Origin of the sequence: Acidaminobacter sp. (genome assembly GCF_030247605.1) — a bacterium.
In the GTDB taxonomy this organism is placed as follows: Bacteria; Bacillota; Clostridia; order Peptostreptococcales; family Acidaminobacteraceae; genus Acidaminobacter.
In genome coordinates this window covers 24,105-41,906 of the sequence record NZ_JAOTSB010000002.1, presented here as the reverse complement: position 1 = coordinate 41,906, position 17,802 = coordinate 24,105, and the positions used below count along the sequence as shown (strand labels likewise).

Annotated in this window: 16 protein-coding genes; all 16 read left to right on the top strand. The window is 48.4% G+C overall.

From position 1 onward, the window contains the following. Window positions 1–27: 27 nt before the first annotated feature. The 16 genes from rpsB (at window position 28) to rbfA (ending at window position 17,739) form a co-directional block, all read left to right on the top strand. Window positions 28–723 carry a 30S ribosomal protein S2 gene (gene rpsB, locus OEL90_RS00190; RefSeq protein WP_291400421.1) on the top strand — a complete coding sequence of 232 codons (696 nt, stop codon included), beginning with the start codon at window positions 28–30 and terminating at the stop codon, window positions 721–723. Window positions 724–875: 152 nt separating this feature from the next. Beyond that, on the top strand, window positions 876–1,523 hold the full coding sequence (gene tsf, locus OEL90_RS00185) for a translation elongation factor Ts (RefSeq protein ID WP_291400423.1): 648 nt from the start codon (window positions 876–878) through the stop codon (window positions 1,521–1,523). Between the two features lie 178 nt (window positions 1,524–1,701). Next, a complete protein-coding gene (gene pyrH, locus OEL90_RS00180; RefSeq protein ID WP_330583699.1) occupies window positions 1,702–2,415 on the top strand; it encodes a UMP kinase in 714 nt (237 codons plus the stop codon). Between the two features lie 2 nt (window positions 2,416–2,417). Continuing rightward, window positions 2,418–2,975: a ribosome recycling factor gene (gene frr, locus OEL90_RS00175; RefSeq protein ID WP_291400427.1), complete on the top strand. Its 558-nt coding sequence runs from the start codon at window positions 2,418–2,420 to the stop codon at window positions 2,973–2,975. A gap of 105 nt (window positions 2,976–3,080) precedes the next feature. Next, the gene (locus tag OEL90_RS00170) at window positions 3,081–3,794 is read left to right on the top strand and encodes an isoprenyl transferase (protein WP_291400429.1); all 714 of its coding nucleotides are present in this window, start codon (window positions 3,081–3,083) and stop codon (window positions 3,792–3,794) included. Between the two features lie 9 nt (window positions 3,795–3,803). Further along, window positions 3,804–4,589: a phosphatidate cytidylyltransferase gene (locus OEL90_RS00165; RefSeq protein WP_291400431.1), complete on the top strand. Its 786-nt coding sequence runs from the start codon at window positions 3,804–3,806 to the stop codon at window positions 4,587–4,589. 298 nt (window positions 4,590–4,887) lie between these two features. Further along, window positions 4,888–6,069: a 1-deoxy-D-xylulose-5-phosphate reductoisomerase gene (locus OEL90_RS00160; RefSeq protein ID WP_291400433.1), complete on the top strand. Its 1,182-nt coding sequence runs from the start codon at window positions 4,888–4,890 to the stop codon at window positions 6,067–6,069. Then, window positions 6,066–7,067, top strand: a complete 1,002-nt coding sequence (locus OEL90_RS00155) for a M50 family metallopeptidase (RefSeq protein WP_300686498.1) — start codon at window positions 6,066–6,068, stop codon at window positions 7,065–7,067. The genes OEL90_RS00160 and OEL90_RS00155 overlap by 4 nt, the downstream gene beginning before the upstream one ends. Before the next feature lie 32 nt (window positions 7,068–7,099). Beyond that, window positions 7,100–8,146 (top strand): flavodoxin-dependent (E)-4-hydroxy-3-methylbut-2-enyl-diphosphate synthase, encoded by a 1,047-nt coding sequence (ispG, locus tag OEL90_RS00150; RefSeq protein ID WP_291400436.1) that lies wholly within the window; start codon window positions 7,100–7,102, stop codon window positions 8,144–8,146. Between the two features lie 31 nt (window positions 8,147–8,177). Beyond that, window positions 8,178–12,458 carry a PolC-type DNA polymerase III gene (locus tag OEL90_RS00145; RefSeq protein WP_291400438.1) on the top strand — a complete coding sequence of 1,427 codons (4,281 nt, stop codon included), beginning with the start codon at window positions 8,178–8,180 and terminating at the stop codon, window positions 12,456–12,458. A gap of 206 nt (window positions 12,459–12,664) precedes the next feature. Then, the gene (gene rimP / locus OEL90_RS00140; RefSeq protein ID WP_291400439.1) at window positions 12,665–13,153 is read left to right on the top strand and encodes a ribosome maturation factor RimP; all 489 of its coding nucleotides are present in this window, start codon (window positions 12,665–12,667) and stop codon (window positions 13,151–13,153) included. Beyond that, window positions 13,154–14,221: a transcription termination factor NusA gene (nusA, locus tag OEL90_RS00135; RefSeq protein WP_291400441.1), complete on the top strand. Its 1,068-nt coding sequence runs from the start codon at window positions 13,154–13,156 to the stop codon at window positions 14,219–14,221. A gap of 81 nt (window positions 14,222–14,302) precedes the next feature. Further along, window positions 14,303–14,578 (top strand): RNase P modulator RnpM, encoded by a 276-nt coding sequence (gene rnpM, locus OEL90_RS00130; RefSeq protein WP_291400443.1) that lies wholly within the window; start codon window positions 14,303–14,305, stop codon window positions 14,576–14,578. Then, window positions 14,575–14,955, top strand: coding sequence for a L7Ae/L30e/S12e/Gadd45 family ribosomal protein (locus OEL90_RS00125; protein ID WP_291400445.1), 381 nt, complete (start codon window positions 14,575–14,577; stop codon window positions 14,953–14,955). Before rnpM ends, OEL90_RS00125 begins: the two co-directional genes overlap by 4 nt. A gap of 19 nt (window positions 14,956–14,974) precedes the next feature. Next, complete coding sequence (gene infB, locus OEL90_RS00120; RefSeq protein WP_291400447.1) at window positions 14,975–17,161, top strand: translation initiation factor IF-2; 2,187 nt, start codon at window positions 14,975–14,977, stop codon at window positions 17,159–17,161. A gap of 110 nt (window positions 17,162–17,271) precedes the next feature. Then, on the top strand, window positions 17,272–17,739 hold the full coding sequence (rbfA, locus tag OEL90_RS00115) for a 30S ribosome-binding factor RbfA (protein ID WP_291400449.1): 468 nt from the start codon (window positions 17,272–17,274) through the stop codon (window positions 17,737–17,739). Window positions 17,740–17,802: the final 63 nt, after the last annotated feature.

Here is a 17,802-nt window from a genome sequence, read left to right as displayed (position 1 = left end):
CGGGGAAGAAAAAAACGGAGGTGCACTATGTCAGTAATTTCAATGAAACAACTGCTGGAGGCAGGCGTACACTTTGGCCACCAGACAAGAAGATGGAACCCTAAAATGAAGGAATACATCTTCACAGAAAGAAACGGGATTTACATTATCGATCTTCAAAAGACGGTCAAGAAAATTGACGACGCTTATGATTTCGTCAAAAATGTCGTCGCTGAAGGCGGCGAAGTCCTCTTCGTCGGCACCAAGAAGCAAGCACAGGAAGCTATTGAGCTTGAAGCAAAGCGCTGTGGTATGTACTTCGTCAACCAGAGATGGCTTGGCGGCATGCTGACAAACTACAAAACCATCAAGAAAAGAATCGATCTTCTTTACAAATATGAGAAGATGGAAGAAGATGGCACATTTGATGTACTTCCTAAAAAAGAAGTCATTCAAATTCGCGCTAAGAAAGAAAAGCTTGAGAAATATCTCGGCGGAATCAAGGAAATGCCAAAAGTACCTGCAGTTATGTTCATTGTCGACCCTAAGAAAGAGCGCATTGCAATCCAGGAAGCTAGAACCCTTGGTATCCCTGTCGTTGCTATCGTCGACACGAACTGCGATCCGGACGAAGTTGACTTCGTCATCCCGGGCAATGACGACGCGATCCGCGCTGTCAAGCTGATTTCCGGCAAAATGGCTGACGCTGTCCTCGAAGGTAAGCAAGGCGAGCAAAACGCATAATCATAAGGTTTAAAGCCAGCGGGTAAGGTTTCTTAATATAGAACGCCTTACCCGTTGTTCAAGCGATAACATTTGGCCCTTTGGCCAATTCACGTATCTTTGGCCCGGGTTGGGTCTAAGGACAAATTGAAGTTAAACTAGGAGGTCCTGTCATGGCGATTACAGCCGCAATGGTAAAAGAACTCAGAGAAGCAACAAGCGCAGGTATGCTCGAGTGCAAAAAAGCGCTTGAAGAAGCAAATGGCAACATGGAAGAAGCAGTCAAGCTCCTTCGTGAGCGCGGTCTTGCCAAAGCTGCGAAGAAAGCTGGCAGAATCGCCGCTGAAGGCATCGTCGCTTCCTATATTCACGGTGGACGCGTTGGCGTTATTGTTGAAATTAACTCTGAAACTGATTTCGTCTCTAAAAACGAAGAGTTCCAGCAGTTTGCCAAGGATATTGCAATGCAAATTGCAGCATCCAATCCACTTTATGTTCGTCCGGAAGAAGTGCCTGCAGAAGTTATTGAGAGCGAAAAAGAAATTCTTCGCAATCAAGCACTCAATGAAGGCAAACCTGAGAAAATCATCGATAAAATGGTTGAAGGCCGGGTACAAAAGTACTACAAAGAAGTCTGCCTTCTTGAGCAGCCTTTCATCAAAGATCCGGATGTCACCATTGATCAGCTTCTCAAGAACCTGATCGCTAAAATCGGTGAGAATATTTCCATCCGCCGTTTTGTCCGCTACGAAGTGGGCGAAGGCATTGAAAAGAAAACTGAAAACTTTGCAGAAGAAGTTGCCAAGCAGCTTCAAGGCTAATTTTCAGTCTTCAAAATCAAATCAAAGATAAAAAGAGAGGACCTTGGTCTTCTCTTTTTTCAAGTATTGGCAGTCGATTCACAGAAATGAGCATGATATATTTTTGGTTACGGTTTAAAAAAAAGGATATTCAATGCAATGTGTAGAATTTTTTATCTATGAAACAGGGGGTGTTCGCTTGAAACCGTTATATAAACGCGTCATATTGAAGTTGAGTGGGGAAGCGCTTGCGGGTGATAAGGGTTTTGGACTTGATGAACAGACAGTACTTGATGTGGCCAGTCAGGTTAAGGAACTGGTCGGCATGGGTGTTGAAGTCGGCGTAGTCGTGGGCGGCGGCAATTTTTGGAGAGGACGTTCCGGTGGCGGTATGGACAGAAGCACCGCGGATCATATGGGCATGCTTGCGACCGTCATCAATTCTCTCGCAATGCAGGATGCCATTGAAAGTCTTGGACTTCCTACACGCGTCCTCAGCGCCATTGAAATGCGTCAGATCGCTGAGCCTTATATCCGTCGCCGTGCGGTAAGACACCTTGAAAAGGGCAGAGTTGTCATTTTTGCGGCCGGCACCGGAAATCCTTACTTCTCGACGGATACGACCGCAGCCCTTCGAGCGGCTGAAATTGAAGCAGAAGTTATTCTCCTTGCCAAAAAGGTGGACGGTGTTTATGATTCTGATCCTATGGTCAATCAGAATGCTGTCAAAATTGACACCCTCACTTATATAGATGTCCTCAACCGAGGACTTGGCGTCATGGATTCAACTGCCATTACACTTTGTATGGATAATCACATTCCAATTCTTGTGTTTGGACTGAAAGAGACGCATAATATCATTAAAGTCTGCTGTGGTGAAAATCTTGGTACTATCATTAGGGAGGTCAAGTGAAGATGATTCAGGATGTAAAAAAGGCTTTTGAAGAAAAAATGCAAAAAACACTTAATGTATTTAATGAAGAGCTTCACGCCATTCGCGCAGGCAGAGCGAATCCTCAGCTGCTCGACAGGGTTGTTGTCGATTACTATGGCTCTCCAACGCCGCTTAAGTCCTTGGCGACGATCGCTGCACCAGAGCCGCGACTGTTGACGGTTCAACCTTATGATGCCAGCGCGCTGAGGGATGTTGAAAAAGCTATCCTTATCGCAGATTTGGGTTTCAATCCGAGCAATGACGGAAAAATCATCCGCATCGCGATTCCAATACTGACAGAAGAGCGACGCAAAGATCTCATAAAAGTTGCAAAGAAGACGGGTGAGGAAGCCAAAGTCGCAATCCGCAATGAGCGTCGTGACGCGAATGACCGACTTAAAAAAATGAACAAGAACTCTGAAATTACGGATGATGATCTTAAGTCAGCGGAAGCGGATGTTCAGAAAATGACGGATAAATACATCAAGCAAATTGACGACCTTCTCGTACAAAAAGAGAAGGAAATCATGGAAGTTTAGTGTTAGTGTTAGAGTTTACAAGTCACTAGTCAGCGTATTGGGATTTGCTTTTGTGGGTTTTGACTGGAGAGACTGATGCGGCTTGCCGGGAGGGAGGAGACACCAATGAAACAGACAGAGCAACATTTGCCGAAACATATAGCCATAATTATGGACGGCAACGGCCGGTGGGCAGAAAAGCGTTTCATGCCCAGACTGTTTGGTCATAAAGCCGGTGTGGAAGCGCTGCGCTCAGTGATTTCAAGGTGTTCCAGCCTTGGCGTGGAAGTGTTGACACTCTATGCATTTTCAACTGAAAATTGGAAGCGTCCTGCTGATGAGGTTGGCGGCCTCATGGAACTTTTGGTTCAGTTTCTCCAAAAAGAGATTGCAGAGCTCCACAGAAACGGGATAAAGATTCGCTGCATTGGTGATCTCAGCGCCCTTCCGGAGCGTGCTCAGGCAGAGGTTGAAAAAGCCCGGAGTCTGACAGAAAGCAATACGGGTTTAACAGTCAATATCGCGCTCAATTACGGCGGCCGGGACGAACTACTTCGTGCAGCAAAGGGACTGGCCGCAGCTGTGGCCTCCGGGTCACTTGCGTTGGAAGAGATTACAGCGGACGCTTTTGAAAAGCATTTATATACTTCTGGCCAGCCTGATCCGGATCTGATTATTCGCACCAGTGGCGAGCAGAGGATCTCAAACTTTCTGCTCTGGCAATTGGCTTATTCTGAGTTCTATTTCACTGATGTGCTCTGGCCGGATTTTGATTCCAATGAGCTCGATAAAGCACTGGAGACTTATGCCAAACGCCATAGAAGGTTTGGTAAACTGTGAGGTGAGCCTGTGTCATCAAGATTGATCACCAGCCTGATAGGGCTGCCAATACTGATCGCCATCCTCTATGTGGGCGGACACCTGTTGACCGCAGCAGTGCTGCTGCTGACGCTGACTGCGCTGCATGAGCTGTTTAAAGGATTTAGAAGTATAGAAATACATGCCATGGAAAGATTGACAATGGCTGCCGTACTGGCAATCTATGGCGGCTATGTCATGGCGCTGGACCAGATCTTTTATCTTTTCGTCGTTTCCGTATTTGTGATCATGCTGATGCTGATCAATTTATTCGGAAAGGCGTTACATATTTACGACATCAGCGCTACGGCACTCGGTTTTTTATATGTCGTTCTCCCATTTTTCCATATTGTGCTTGTGGCTGAGTTCGACAGCCTCTTCTTCATCAGCCTGGTGTTCTTGCTGGCTTGGGTGTCGGATACCTGTGCTTATTTTGCGGGACGTTTCTTTGGCAAGCACAAACTACTTCCGTCGGTTAGTCCTAAAAAGACAGTAGAAGGGGCTATAGGCGGTGTGGCAGGGACGGTTATCCTTGTAACAGCTTTTTCAGCCTTTCTGGAACCGGACTTTATCTGGTTTGCGGTCCCGCTGGGGTTGTTTGGAAGCGTTTCCGGCCAAATTGGCGATCTGATTGCGTCGAAGATTAAACGGATCATGGGAATCAAAGACTATGGGAAGTTGTTTCCAGGTCATGGCGGTGTGCTTGACCGATTTGACAGCATTATGATGACGGCGCCTATTGTCTATTATGTCGCCTATGTTTATAAACTGTTATGAAGTGTAATTGATTTAATTGTTTTAAAGATCTTAAATAAAACAGCTGACTTGATAGGCCGCCTTGATAAATTGAGGCGGCCTTTTCGCGCAACTTTTTTTAGAATTCTTAAGGCGAGTTAGTTGAAATGCGGTATAATGAAAAATAGGCTGTGATGGTTTGCGGTCTCTTTGAAATGAATAATCGCGTAAAGGAGAGAAGGAATCAGTCCATTGTTGGAATCGGCCTGGGCATTGAGCAATTGAAGGTCCAGCTTAGTTAGCCCGCAGGATTTCAAAATTATGACTGACTCTGCTGCTTATGAAAAATATTGTGATTTTGGGATCAACCGGTTCAATTGGGACTCAGGCGCTGGACGTCATTCGCGCTCATCCTGACAGGTTCAGGGTCGCGGCACTAAGCTGCAATCGAGGCATTGAAGCCTTCATGGCTCAGATAGAAGCCTTCAGACCCAGGCATGTCGCTGTCGCGGATGAGGCGCTCTACAGGGAATTAAAAGAAAAAACGGCCTTAGTGGACAGCGCCATAACCGTCCACGCCGGGCTGGCAGGTCTTCAGGAAATCGCTGCCCTTGAGAGCGCGGATACCGTTCTCGTGTCCATTGTCGGCAATGCAGCACTGCTTCCAACTCTCTCCGCCATACGTGCCGGCAAGCGCATAGCTTTGGCCAGCAAAGAAGTCCTTGTGACTTCAGGGGAACGTATTATGAAAGAGGCAGCGTATTATGGCGTCGAGCTTTTGCCTGTGGACAGTGAGCACAGCGCCTTATTTCAGGCACTTGAGGGTAATAGACGACAAACCGTCGAAAAGTTGATTTTAACAGCATCCGGTGGACCGTTCAGGAGTCCTGAATGGCACAGAGACCGTCTTAAAAAGGTGACCTTTCAAGAAGCGCTTAAGCATCCCAACTGGTCCATGGGCAGCAAGATTACTATTGATTCATCCACGCTAATGAATAAAGGCCTCGAGGTTATAGAGGCCCGCTGGCTGTTTGATATCCCCTATGAGCACATTGATGTCTTGGTCCACAAGGAGAGTATTATTCATTCCATGGTCCAATATCATGACAGCTCAGTCATAGCGCAGCTCGGTCTTCCGGACATGAAACTGCCCATTCTTTATGCTTTTGGTTATCCTGAGCGGATCCTATCTGATTTTGAGAGACTTGACCTTTCACGGATTGGCCAGCTTTCCTTTTCTGCACCTGACCATGAGCGCTTTCCATGCCTGAATCTGGCTTATAGAGCAGGCCGCATGGGAGGTTCGGCCACGACTGTGTTGAATGCTGCAAACGAAGCACTGGTGGCTCGGTTTTTAAATGGGGAAATTGGCTTTTATGACATCAGTGATCGGATCGAGTCACTGCTGGATCAACATACAGTGATTCAAAATCCTGATTATGACACTATTATGGAAATTGATGCAGATACCCGCAGACAAATATTCAAAGACAAGCACACAAGACAGGGAGTGAGCCTTTGATCACCTTTATCAGCTATATTGTCGTTTTTGGCGTGATCGTGTTCTTTCATGAGCTCGGACATTTTGCTGTAGCTAAGCTTCATAAAATAAAAGTTCTTGAGTTTGCCTTGGGCTTTGGCCCCAAGCTGGTCTCCAGAAAATTTGGAGAAACGGAATATGGGATCCGCGCCTTTCCCCTTGGTGGCTTTGTTAAAATGGAGGGTGAGGATACCCTCTCGGACGATCCGAGAAGTTTCCTGAATGCACCGGCTTGGAAAAGACTCACGGTACTGTTTTCAGGTCCGCTGATGAATTTTATTCTGGCAGTGCTCGTCTTCACCATTGTAATGTGGGGGATAGGGTTCCCTGTTAATGCAGTAGGCGAACTGATTCCTGACATGCCGGCAGCATTGTCCGGTGAGCTGATGCCGGGCGACCGCATCCTTGAGATCAATGACGTCCCGACCCCGACCTGGAATGATGTGACCGCACAGATTGCTGTTCAGCCATCACTTAATATAGTCATTGAACGGGATGGGCAGCAGCTCGACATACAGCTGGAAGCGGTTCGTGATGCGGATGATACGCGTTATATTGTAGGCATTCGTCCGCTGACGGAACGCGACGCCCCTCGCGCTGTCTTTCTGGCAGCTCGCCAGACATGGGTTATGAGTACGGAGGTCATCAGCTTCCTGGCGTCACTTCCGGCAGGCGGGCAAGAAGGTGTCGAAATTGTTGGACCGGTCGGCATGGCCAGCATGGTCGGCGAAGCGGCCAGAGGCGGCATTTACAATCTGCTGGCGCTGACGGGGCTTTTTTCGATCAACCTTGGAATTTTCAATCTCCTTCCGCTGCCTGCCCTTGATGGCGGCAGAATCTTCTTCGTCTTGGCAGAGCTGATCCTGCGCAGAAAAATTGACAAGGAAAAGGAAGGCCTGGTCCATCTTGCAGGTTTTGCGCTTTTAATGGCGCTGATGTTGTTTGTACTCTACAAGGACATTCTCAGACTGTTTCAGTAGGCGTTAATGTCCATTCAAAATGAGGTGAATTCATGAGAAGATCAACTCGACAGGTTTTTGTAGGCAACGTTGGAATAGGATCAGATCATCCGGTCAGCATTCAATCCATGACGACCACGGATACCAGGGATCCTGACGCTACGGTCGCACAAATACAGGCTCTCGCTTCTGCAGGCTGCGACATTGTCCGGTTGGCGGTGCCCGACTTTGAGGCTGCGGACAAACTGCCTGAAATTATCAGGAGGAGTTCCATCCCCGTCGTCGCGGACATTCATTTTGATCACCGGCTTGCGCTGAAATCCATTGAAGCAGGCGCGGCTAAAATACGTCTGAATCCAGGCAATATTGGAAGTCTTGAACGCGTCAAGGAAGTCGTTGCCCTTGCAAAGGAACGTCAAGTTCCAATCAGGATAGGGGTTAACGGCGGTTCCCTTGAAAAAGAACTGCTCGAAAAGTACGGCGGGGTTACACCTGAAGCTATTGTCGAAAGCGCCAGACGGCATCTTGAAATCTTGGAGACGCTCCAGTTTGAGAATGTTATTGTCGCCTTGAAATCCTCTGATATTCAGACGACGATTCAAGCCTATAAACAACTATGCGCCTATACTGACGCGCCGTTTCACATAGGCTTGACGGAATCCGGCACCGTTTTTAAAGGCAGTATTCGTTCCTCCATAGCCATTGGGCATCTTTTGCTCGAAGGCATGGGAGACACACTTAGAGTGTCATTGACCGGAGACCCGCTCAATGAAATTCGAGTCGGCAAAGAAATTCTAAGTGCCCTTGGACTCAGAAAAGGCGGTATTCGCCTGATTTCCTGTCCGACCTGCGGCCGTTGCCAGATTGACCTTGAAAAGATTGCAGATGAGGTTGAACGCCGGGTGGAAGGTCTTGACAAAGACATAACGCTGGCCATTATGGGCTGTGCGGTCAATGGTCCGGGAGAAGCCCGTGAAGCAGATCTGGGTATTGCCGGAGGGAAAGGTGAAGCGCTGATTTTTAAAAAAGGCGTGATTCTAAAAAAAGCTCGGGAAGAAGATCTTGTTGAGGTCCTTCTCGAGGAAATAATGAAGCTGTAAAAATAAGCAGTCTTAGCAAAGGAAGAACATCATGTCCATTCAGAACTGGCTTAAAGAACAATTTGATGATACTCTCCGTCTGGAAAGGGCAATCCTGATCAAGAAACCTGAGACCTTAAAGCTTCAGCTGTCTGCGGGTTATTTTCCGGAGCCTGAAAAACTTGAGGCGTTTTTGTCGCGCGTGAAGCTGGAGCTGCCGGACGTCTGCGGACTGGACTGGGTCTGCAGTGTTGAAGCACCGGCATCTTCGGAGGATGAAGCCTCGCAGTCGAGTGAAAGACTTCACTGGGCTATTTATTGGCTGAAGCAGCAGGCACCCTCTGCAGCAGCCTTTCTCAAAAAAGAAGCTTTTGTGAGACAGAATGAAATCCAATATTGTCTTCACATTCCGGATCAGGTGACTTCTGAGCATTTAAGCAGCCGAAAAATTCTTGATTTATTGGAAAATAACTTTATGACACATTTTGGTGTGGATTTTAAGCTGACGCCCATTTATGACGTCGAAGGCTGCAGGGTAGCCTCAGATGCGCTGGACACGAAGAAAGAAACAGATCTGAAGTCTTTCATGGCAACGGTGCCGGTGAATGTGCCTAAGTCTGCACCGAAACCATCGGCAAAAAATCAGTGGAAAACGACTGAGCCACAGGATGATAGCGTACTGTACCGGTTCAAAATCAAGCGGCCGCTGACGCCTTTGGTTGAGCTGGCTGAAGAGGAAGGCACTTATGCCGTTGAAGCGGAAGTGCTGTCCCTGCAAACGCGGGAGCTTAAAACCGGAAAAGCTCTTTTGACCCTTTCAATGACGGACCGCACCAGCTCTCTGGGGGCCAAACTCTTTCTCAAGAGTGCCAAAGAAGCCCAGACCCTGCTCGAGAAGCTCAAGGTGGGCGGCTGGTACAAATTTGAGGGCACGCTGAGATACGACACTTTTGATAAGGAAATGGCGCTGTATCTCAACAATATAAACACCGGCGAAGCGCCGCTGAGGCGAAGGGACGAGGCGCCTGTCAAGCGTGTTGAGCTGCACTGCCATACCAATATGAGTGACATGGACGGCATCGCATCGGTAAAGACGCTGATTAAGCGGGCTATGGACTGGGGACACAAGGCCATAGCAGTTACGGATCACGGCGTTCTGCAGGCGTTTCCTGAGGCCATGGAAACAGCCAGGGGCAAGGATATCAAGATCCTTTACGGCATGGAAGGGTATCTGATTGATGACGAGGTCAAAATTGTCAGGTCCTCAAAGGGGCAGACTCTGGACGCGGATTTTGTGGTGTTTGACATTGAAACCACTGGACTGAATCCAAAGCATGACAAGATTATCGAAATTGCCGCGGTCCGGATTGAGGGCGGACAAGTTGCGGAGACCTTTACGGCGCTGATCGATCCCCACGAGCCCCTCAGTGAGAAAATCAAAGAGCTCACGGGCATTGAAGATGAGCATTTGACCGGGCAGCCAGGAATCGAGGAAATTTTGCCGCGATTCCTGGAATTTGCACGGGGGGCCGTTCTGGTCGCCCACAACGCGGGGTTTGATACGGGATTTGTACGGGAAGCCTGCAGTCACCACGGATACCCCTATGATATGACTTCTGTAGATACCCTTGGACTTAGCCGATTGTTGTTAAAAGACCTTAAGCGTCACAGGCTCAACATGGTTGCCAAACATCTCGGCGTCAAGCTTGAAAACCACCATAGAGCACTGGATGACGCAGCGGCCACTGCGGAGATCTTTATCAAGCTGGCGGCGCGCCTGCGTGAGGAGGGCGTCACAGATCTTAACGGGCTGACCCGGTTCGCATCAGAAACCATGAGTCACACTATGATGGACTCCCACCATATTATTATTCTAGTCAAGAATCTTCAGGGTCTTAAGTCTCTCTATGAATTGGTGACCCATTCCCATATGAAGACCTTCTACAAAAAGCCGCGTATTCCGAGAAGTCTCCTGGAGGATCGAAGGGAGAACCTGATTCTGGGCTCAGCCTGTGAAAGCGGGGAGCTGTTCAAGGCGCTGGTGGAGAATCGAAGCGAAGAAGATGTTGAAAAAATCGCTCGCTTTTATGACTTTCTAGAAATCCAGCCTCTGGGCAACAATCAGTTTATGATTGAAAAAGGACTTGTGCAAAACCAGGAGGCCCTGAAGACGATCAATAATAAGATCGTCGATTTGGGCGCGCGGCTTGGAAAGATAGTTGCCGCAACTTGTGATGTCCATTTTCTGGATCCGGAGGATGAGGTTTATCGCCGGATCCTCATGGCGGGGCAAGGTTACGGTGACGCTGAAAATCAACCGCCGCTGTTTTTCAGGACGACGGCTGAGATGCTCCAGGAATTTGACTATTTGGGGAAGGATACCGCTTACCAGGTTGTCGTTGAAGCAACAAACAAAATCGCGGACCAGGTTGAATCCCTGCTGCCTATTCCGGACGAGACTTTCCCGCCTATTATTGAGGGCTCCGAGGAAGAACTGCGCCGTCTCTGCGTCGACAAGGCCGTCAGGATGTATGGCAGTCCGCTGCCGGAGCTGGTGGAAAAGCGCCTTGAACGGGAGCTGAATTCCATCATTTCAAACGGATATGCCGTCATGTACATCATTGCCCACAAACTGGTCAAAAAATCCATGGAAGACGGTTATCTGGTTGGCAGCCGGGGCTCCGTAGGCTCATCTCTGGCAGCAACCATGTGTGATATTACTGAGGTCAACCCGCTGCCGCCTCATTACCTTTGCCCAGAGTGCAAGTATTCTGAGTTTATGACCATGGCAGGAGATATCAGCGGTGCGGACCTTCCGGACAAAGATTGTCCTGTATGCGGCGTGAAATTCGGCAAGGATGGCCATGATATCCCATTTGAGACATTCCTTGGTTTTGAAGGTGACAAGGAACCGGATATAGACCTCAACTTTGCCGGTGTCTACCAGGCGACTGCCCACAAATATACAGAAGAGCTGTTCGGCAAAGGCTATGTTTACAAGGCTGGCACTATTGGCACCATAGCGGATAAGACCGCATTCGGATACGTTAAAAAATATTTTGAAGAAAAGAACCAAACAGTTAATTCCAGGGAGATCGAGCGGCTGGCCAGTGGCTGCACCGGCATTAAAAGAACGACGGGGCAGCATCCGGGGGGAATCATGGTCGTACCCGCCTACAAGAACATTCACGACTTTTGTCCCATTCAGTATCCGGCAAATGACACAAAATCAGATGTTGTGACAACGCACTTTGACTATCATTCCATCAGCGGCCGGATTCTCAAGCTCGATATCCTGGGTCACGACGTGCCAACCATGATCAAGCAGCTTGAAGAAATGACAAAAATAGATGTTTTGAAGATTCCTCTGGATGATCCTGCGACCCTGAAAATTTTTACCAGCAATGAAACTCTGGGGATCGTGGATCCGGATTATAAGTCAGAAACAGGAAGTCTTGGCATCCCGGAATTTGGTACCAAGTTTGTCAGACAGATGCTGATCGATACCCAGCCGTCCACACTGGCGGAACTGGTTCGAATATCGGGCTTGTCACACGGGACAGACGTATGGGTAAATAATGCTCAGACGCTGGTTCGAAACGGCACAGCGGATCTGAAGCATGTCATCTCCACCCGGGATGACATCATGAACTACCTGATACAAAAAGGGCTGCCGCCTAAGCAGGCGTTTAACATTATGGAGCGCGTCAGAAAAGGAAAGGGCCTGACTGAAGAAAACGAAACGTTGATGCGGGAGTTTGACGTACCAAACTGGTATATCAATTCATGCAATACGATTCAATACATGTTCCCAAAGGCCCACGCTGTAGCTTATGTGACCATGTCTTTTAGGATCGCCTATTTCAAAGTTCATTATCCGCTGGCGTTTTATGCCAGCTATTACAGCAGCAAGGTGGAGGACTTTGACGCTCAGCTGATTTGCCAAGGCAAGCGGGCTGTGAGAGAAAAGAAGCGCTGGATGGAAGACAACTGGGACAGCCTGACGAAGAAGGAACAGGATCTCTATGGCGTTTTAGAGCTGGTAGACGAGTATTACAGCCGGGGATTTGAGTTTCATAAGGTGGATTTATACCGAAGTCAGGCTAATGCCTTCATTGAAGAGAACGGCATGCTCAGACCGCCGCTGCAGTCCCTTCAGGGCGTCGGAGACAGCGCTGCCCAGAAGATCGTCGAGGAACGCGTTCACGGGGAGTATCTGTCCATTGAAGACCTGAAGTCGAGGGCAAAAGCTTCAAAAACCGTGGTGGACGCCTTAGTGCTGCACGGTGCTTTGCAGGAGATGCCGGAGCGCAATCAGCTGTCGCTGTTTTAGGCTGTGCGTAACCTCTGGGGGCTTTCCAAAGCAGCGGGAAGACGTGTAAAGAAATTTGCATCCCGGTATGAATTGTGCTATAATCTTTAAGGATGAATAAACGTTGCGCAAAGAGTGGGGAAATCCCGCTCTTTGTCGTTATTAGGCAAAAGAACGCTTTTTTCAAGCGTTTGGAATTTTTTAAAGGCACGAGGAGGCGCTTAAAATTGAAAAAACAAAGAGTCGTCGACGTTGTCCGCAAAGTGGCAGAACCCATTTGTGCGGAGGCAGAGGTTGAACTGATTGATGTCGAGTTTGTTAAGGAAGGACCTTTCAGGTATCTCAGACTGACCATAGACAAGGAAGAAGGCGTCAGCCTGGATGATTGCAGTGAGGTCAGCAGAAAACTGAATGCCAAGCTCGACCAGATTGACCCTATCGAAGAACAATATTTTCTGGAAGTCACGTCACCGGGTGTCGAGCGCGAGCTGAAGCGTCCGGAGGACTTTGAACGAAATATAGGAAGAACGGTTCAGGCGAAGCTTTACACTTCAGTGGAAGGGCTCAAGCTGATCAAAGGTACCTTGAGCGCTTATTCGGATGGCATCTTGACCATCGAAATGGGTGCTAAAATGGTAGAACTGTCCAAAGAGAAGATTTCAAGCATCAGGCTGGTCGGTAAATTCGACAACCTGGATGAGATAGGAGGAGAATAAGTGAAACACGAATTGCTCGAGGCGCTGGAGCAACTGGAGCGGGAAAAAGGCATTTCCAAGGCCTTGCTTCTTGAGACCATAGAAGCTGCGCTCATCACCGCTTACAAAAAGAATTTTGGTTCTTCCCACAACGTTAAAGTCCTGATTGACGAAAACACGGGGGATGTTCGCGTCTATTCCAGATGTGAGGTCGTTGAGGTTCCGGATGAGGATTCATTCGACATTGCCCTTGAAGACGCGAGGAAAATAGACCCGAACTATGAGCTCGGCGACATCATTGATGAGGAAGTCACGCCGCGGGATTTTGGACGCATTGCTGCTCAGACTGCTAAGCAGGTCGTCGTACAGCGGATTCGCGAGGCGGAGCGTTCCATCATCTTTGATGAGTTTGTAGATCGAGAAAGCGAAATTGTAACGGGAACCGTGCAGCGCATCTCCAAAGGGACGATCTTCATTAACCTCGGAAAGACCGAAGCTGTGTTGATGCCAAGCGAGCAGATCCCAGGTGAGGAATATCCTCAGGGAGGCCGCATCAAAACCTTTATCGTCGAAGTCAACAAGACGAGCAAAGGACCGCAGATTGTGGTGTCCAGAACGCACCCGGGTCTGGTGAAGCGCCTGTTTGAACTGGAAGTGCCTGAAATTTTCAGTGGGGAAGTCGAGATCAAAGCGATTTCTAGAGAAGCCGGTTCGAGGACAAAACTCGCTGTTTACGCGAGAAATCAAGATCTGGATCCGGTTGGCTCCTGTGTCGGACCCAAAGGGACCCGGGTTCAGAATATCGTCAATGAGCTCGGCGGAGAAAAAATTGATATCATTGAATGGAGCGAGGATCCTGCCGTTTTCATCTCCAACGCTCTCAGCCCTTCCAAAGTAGATCTGGTCGTCGTCCATGAGGTCGAAAAATCCGCTACCGTAGTTGTACCGGATTATCAGCTCTCCCTGGCTATTGGCAAGGAAGGCCAGAACGCCCGACTCGCAGCTAAGCTGACAAATTGGAAAATTGACATAAAAAGTGCGAGCCAATATGAAAAAATCAAGTCGGGCTCATACACGACAGAAGCATAATGTGCAGTACCATCATCTTTACAACTGTCGGCGAATCTGAAGATGGATGCCGGTGGTTTCAAACGAGGGAGGCGTAAGTCCGTGAAACCCAAAAAAATCCCTATGCGCACTTGCGTTGGATGTGGCGAACAGAAAACCAAAAAGGAACTCATCCGCGTCGTCAAGAACAATGAAGATCAGGTCTTCATTGACTTCGTTGGCAAGGCAAACGGAAGAGGCGCCTATTTGTGCCCGGATCCCGAGTGCCTCAAGAAAGCTGAGAAGCGTGACGCTCTCAGCAGATCCCTTGGCACCAGAATAGACAAAGCCGTCTATGCAGAGCTTCAGCGGCAGCTTGAGGAGAAGTTGAAAAAATGAACAATGCCTTTCTAACGCTTCTCGGATTTGCCCAGAAGGCTGGCAAACTGGTTGCCGGTGAAGATACAGTGCATATAGCCCTGAAAAAAAGAAAAGTGAAATTACTCATCGTAGCCGGTGATGCTTCGGATAACACGAAGGATCGGGCAAATCAATGGAAAGCCTCATTTAATGTTGAACTATTGGATGTGCTGGACAAGGATACGCTCTCGCAGGCGATTGGCAAATCCAATCGCGCCCTGATAGGTGTTGTAGACCAGGGCTTTGCGACTCAAATGCTGAAATTGAACAGAGCACCGGAAACAAGTGAATCAGAAGATGCACTTGTCTCCGAAAGCCCACTGGATGCTGACAGCATGGAGAAAACCGGTGAATAGATCGCGGAGGTGACGCAAATTGTCGAAAATTAGAGTATACCAACTTGCAAAAGAATTGAATCTGACGAGTAAAGAATTGATAGAAAAATTCGAAGAACTCGGCGTCGAGGTTCACAATCATATGAGTGCGCTGGAAGACAGCGACATTGAAGTTTTAAAAGAGTTATTGGCCAGTGGCGGGGACGAGGACAGTGAAGCTGTTCTTGAAGAGGAAGAGCTGCTGGAAGACGAGCTTGACGACCTCTATGAGGAAGACCTGGAAGATGAGATTATCGCGCCGGGTCTCGTAGACAAAAAGTCAGAAAAACCTAAAAAGGTGATCCGGGCTATTGAAGAGGCTGAGGAAGAAGTCGAGCAGCAGCTGGAAGGCCGCGCTGCCAAAAACCGCAAAGGCAAGAAGAAGATCGTCCGCCAGGAAACCAATCCTGCGTTCAGACCTCAGGAATTCAGTTATGAGAATGACATTGTCCTGGGTGAAACCGTTTCTATTGCGGATCTCGCGAAAGATCTCAAGAAACAGCCGCGCGAAATCATCATGAAGCTGATGAACCTCGGCGTTATGGCTACTCTCAATCAGGAGATTGATTTTGATACAGCTGAGATGATCGCTGTAGAATACGGAATTGCGGTTTCAAGACAACTTACTGAAGAGGAAATCGAAGAAAAACGCTATAACTTTGATGACCGACCTGAAGATCTGACCAAGCGTGCACCTGTGGTGACCGTCATGGGCCATGTCGATCACGGCAAGACCTCCCTGCTTGACGCAATCCGGAATACGAGCGTGACAACCGGCGAAGCCGGCGGCATTACGCAGCATATTGGCGCTTCAGAGGTCTCGCTCAAGGGTGAGAAGATTGTCTTCCTCGATACGCCGGGCCATGAAGCGTTTACAACCCTTCGCGCACGCGGCGCTAAAGTGACGGACATTGCCATTCTCGTCGTAGCCGCAGATGACGGCGTCATGCCTCAGACTATTGAGGCCATTGACCACGCCAAAGCTGCCGGCGTACCAATCATTGTTGCCATCAATAAAATTGACAAAGCAAATGCAAATCCTGACCGCGTTAAACAGGAACTGGCTGACAGAGGTCTCCTCATTGAAGAGTGGGGCGGCGATATCATTTCAGTGGAAGTGTCTGCTATCAAAAATATTGGCATAGATGTTCTTTTGGAAATGGTCCTGCTTGTGGCGGAGATGCTTGAGCTTAAAGCCAACCCTAAACGCCCGGCTTTGGGTACAATCCTGGAAGCCAAAGTTGAGAAGGGCAGAGGCCCAGTCGCGACGGTTTTGATTGACAACGGAACCCTTCGCATAGGCGACCCGGTTGCAGCCGGCGCTACTTACGGCCGTGTCAGAGCAATGTTCAACTCCCACGGAAAGAAAATCAAGCAGGCTGGTCCGGCTTCCGCAGTTGAAATCACGGGTCTTAATGATGTTCCGACTGCCGGCGACAAATTCTACGCGACTGAGGAAGAAAAACAAGCGCGCGCAATGGCAGAAAAACGTCAGGCTGAGCTGAGGGTATCGACGCTCCGCAAAACGCCGCATATCTCTTTGGAAGATTTGTTCAACCAGATCAGCCAGGGTCAGATTAAAGATCTCAATATCATTGTCAAGGCTGATGCCCATGGCTCTGTAGAAGCGTTAAAGACTACGCTTGGCAAGATCACGAACGAAGAAGTCAGAGTCAATGTCATTCATGCCAACGTCGGAACCATTACCGAGTCGGATATCCTTCTGGCGTCAGCATCCAATGCCATTATTATAGGCTTCAACGTAAGACCGTCTTCTGTCGTAGCCTCCCTGGCTGACAGCGAAGGCGTCGAACTCAAGACCTACAGAATTATCTATGAGGCAATCAATGACGTCGAGGCTGCTATGAAAGGCATGCTGGCGCCTATTTACAAAGAAGTCGTTCTGGGAACGCTCTCTATTCGTGCGACTTTCAAGGTTCCTAACATAGGTACCATTGCAGGGGCTTACGTCACTAACGGCAAAGTTACACGTCATTCTCAGATCAGATTGATTCGTGAAGGCATTGTCATTCATGAAGGCAAACTGTCGTCACTGAAGCGTTTCAAAGATGACGCCAAAGAAGTGGCACAAGGCTATGAGTGCGGCGTCGGTATCGAAAATTACAATGACCTTAAAGAAGGCGACGAAATCGAAGCGTTCATCATTGAGGAAGTCAAGCGTTCATAAACCAATGCACCCGACATCAGGCGTCCGAATAGGCATTACAGTCTATCCAAGGTTATTTCTGCAGCCTGGTCCCGGACCCCTGAGGGTGATATTGAAAGCAGGTGTAAATTATGGGAATCACAAGAACGAGAAGAATTTCAGAAGAGATCAAAAAAGTCGTCAGCAATCTCCTGCTGTTTGAACTTAAAGATCCCAGAATTTCTAGAATGACCAGTGTCACATCAGTGGATACAACCAACGATCTTCGCTATACGAATATCTACATCAGTGTCTATGATCCTAAAGCGGACATAGACCAAACCATTGAAGGTCTGAATAAGGCCAAAGGATTTATACGAAAAGAAATTGGCAAAGCCATTGATTTGAGATACACGCCTGAGCCAATTTTTATCAAGGATCAATCCATTGAAAAAGGGGTCTACCTGACCAACCTGATCAAGAAAGTCAATGAAAATGATGACGCCACTGCGGTTCATGACGCTGATGAAATCTCGGATGATTTTGAAGCCGAGGAGGACGAAGAGGACATGGATGACGCTGCGGATTCGGATGCAGAGGTCGAAGACAGCGACGTTTAGTCAGTGAAGGGGACAATGCCGTGAGCCATAGGGCAAATCCCCGGACTGACGTCACTTGGAGGT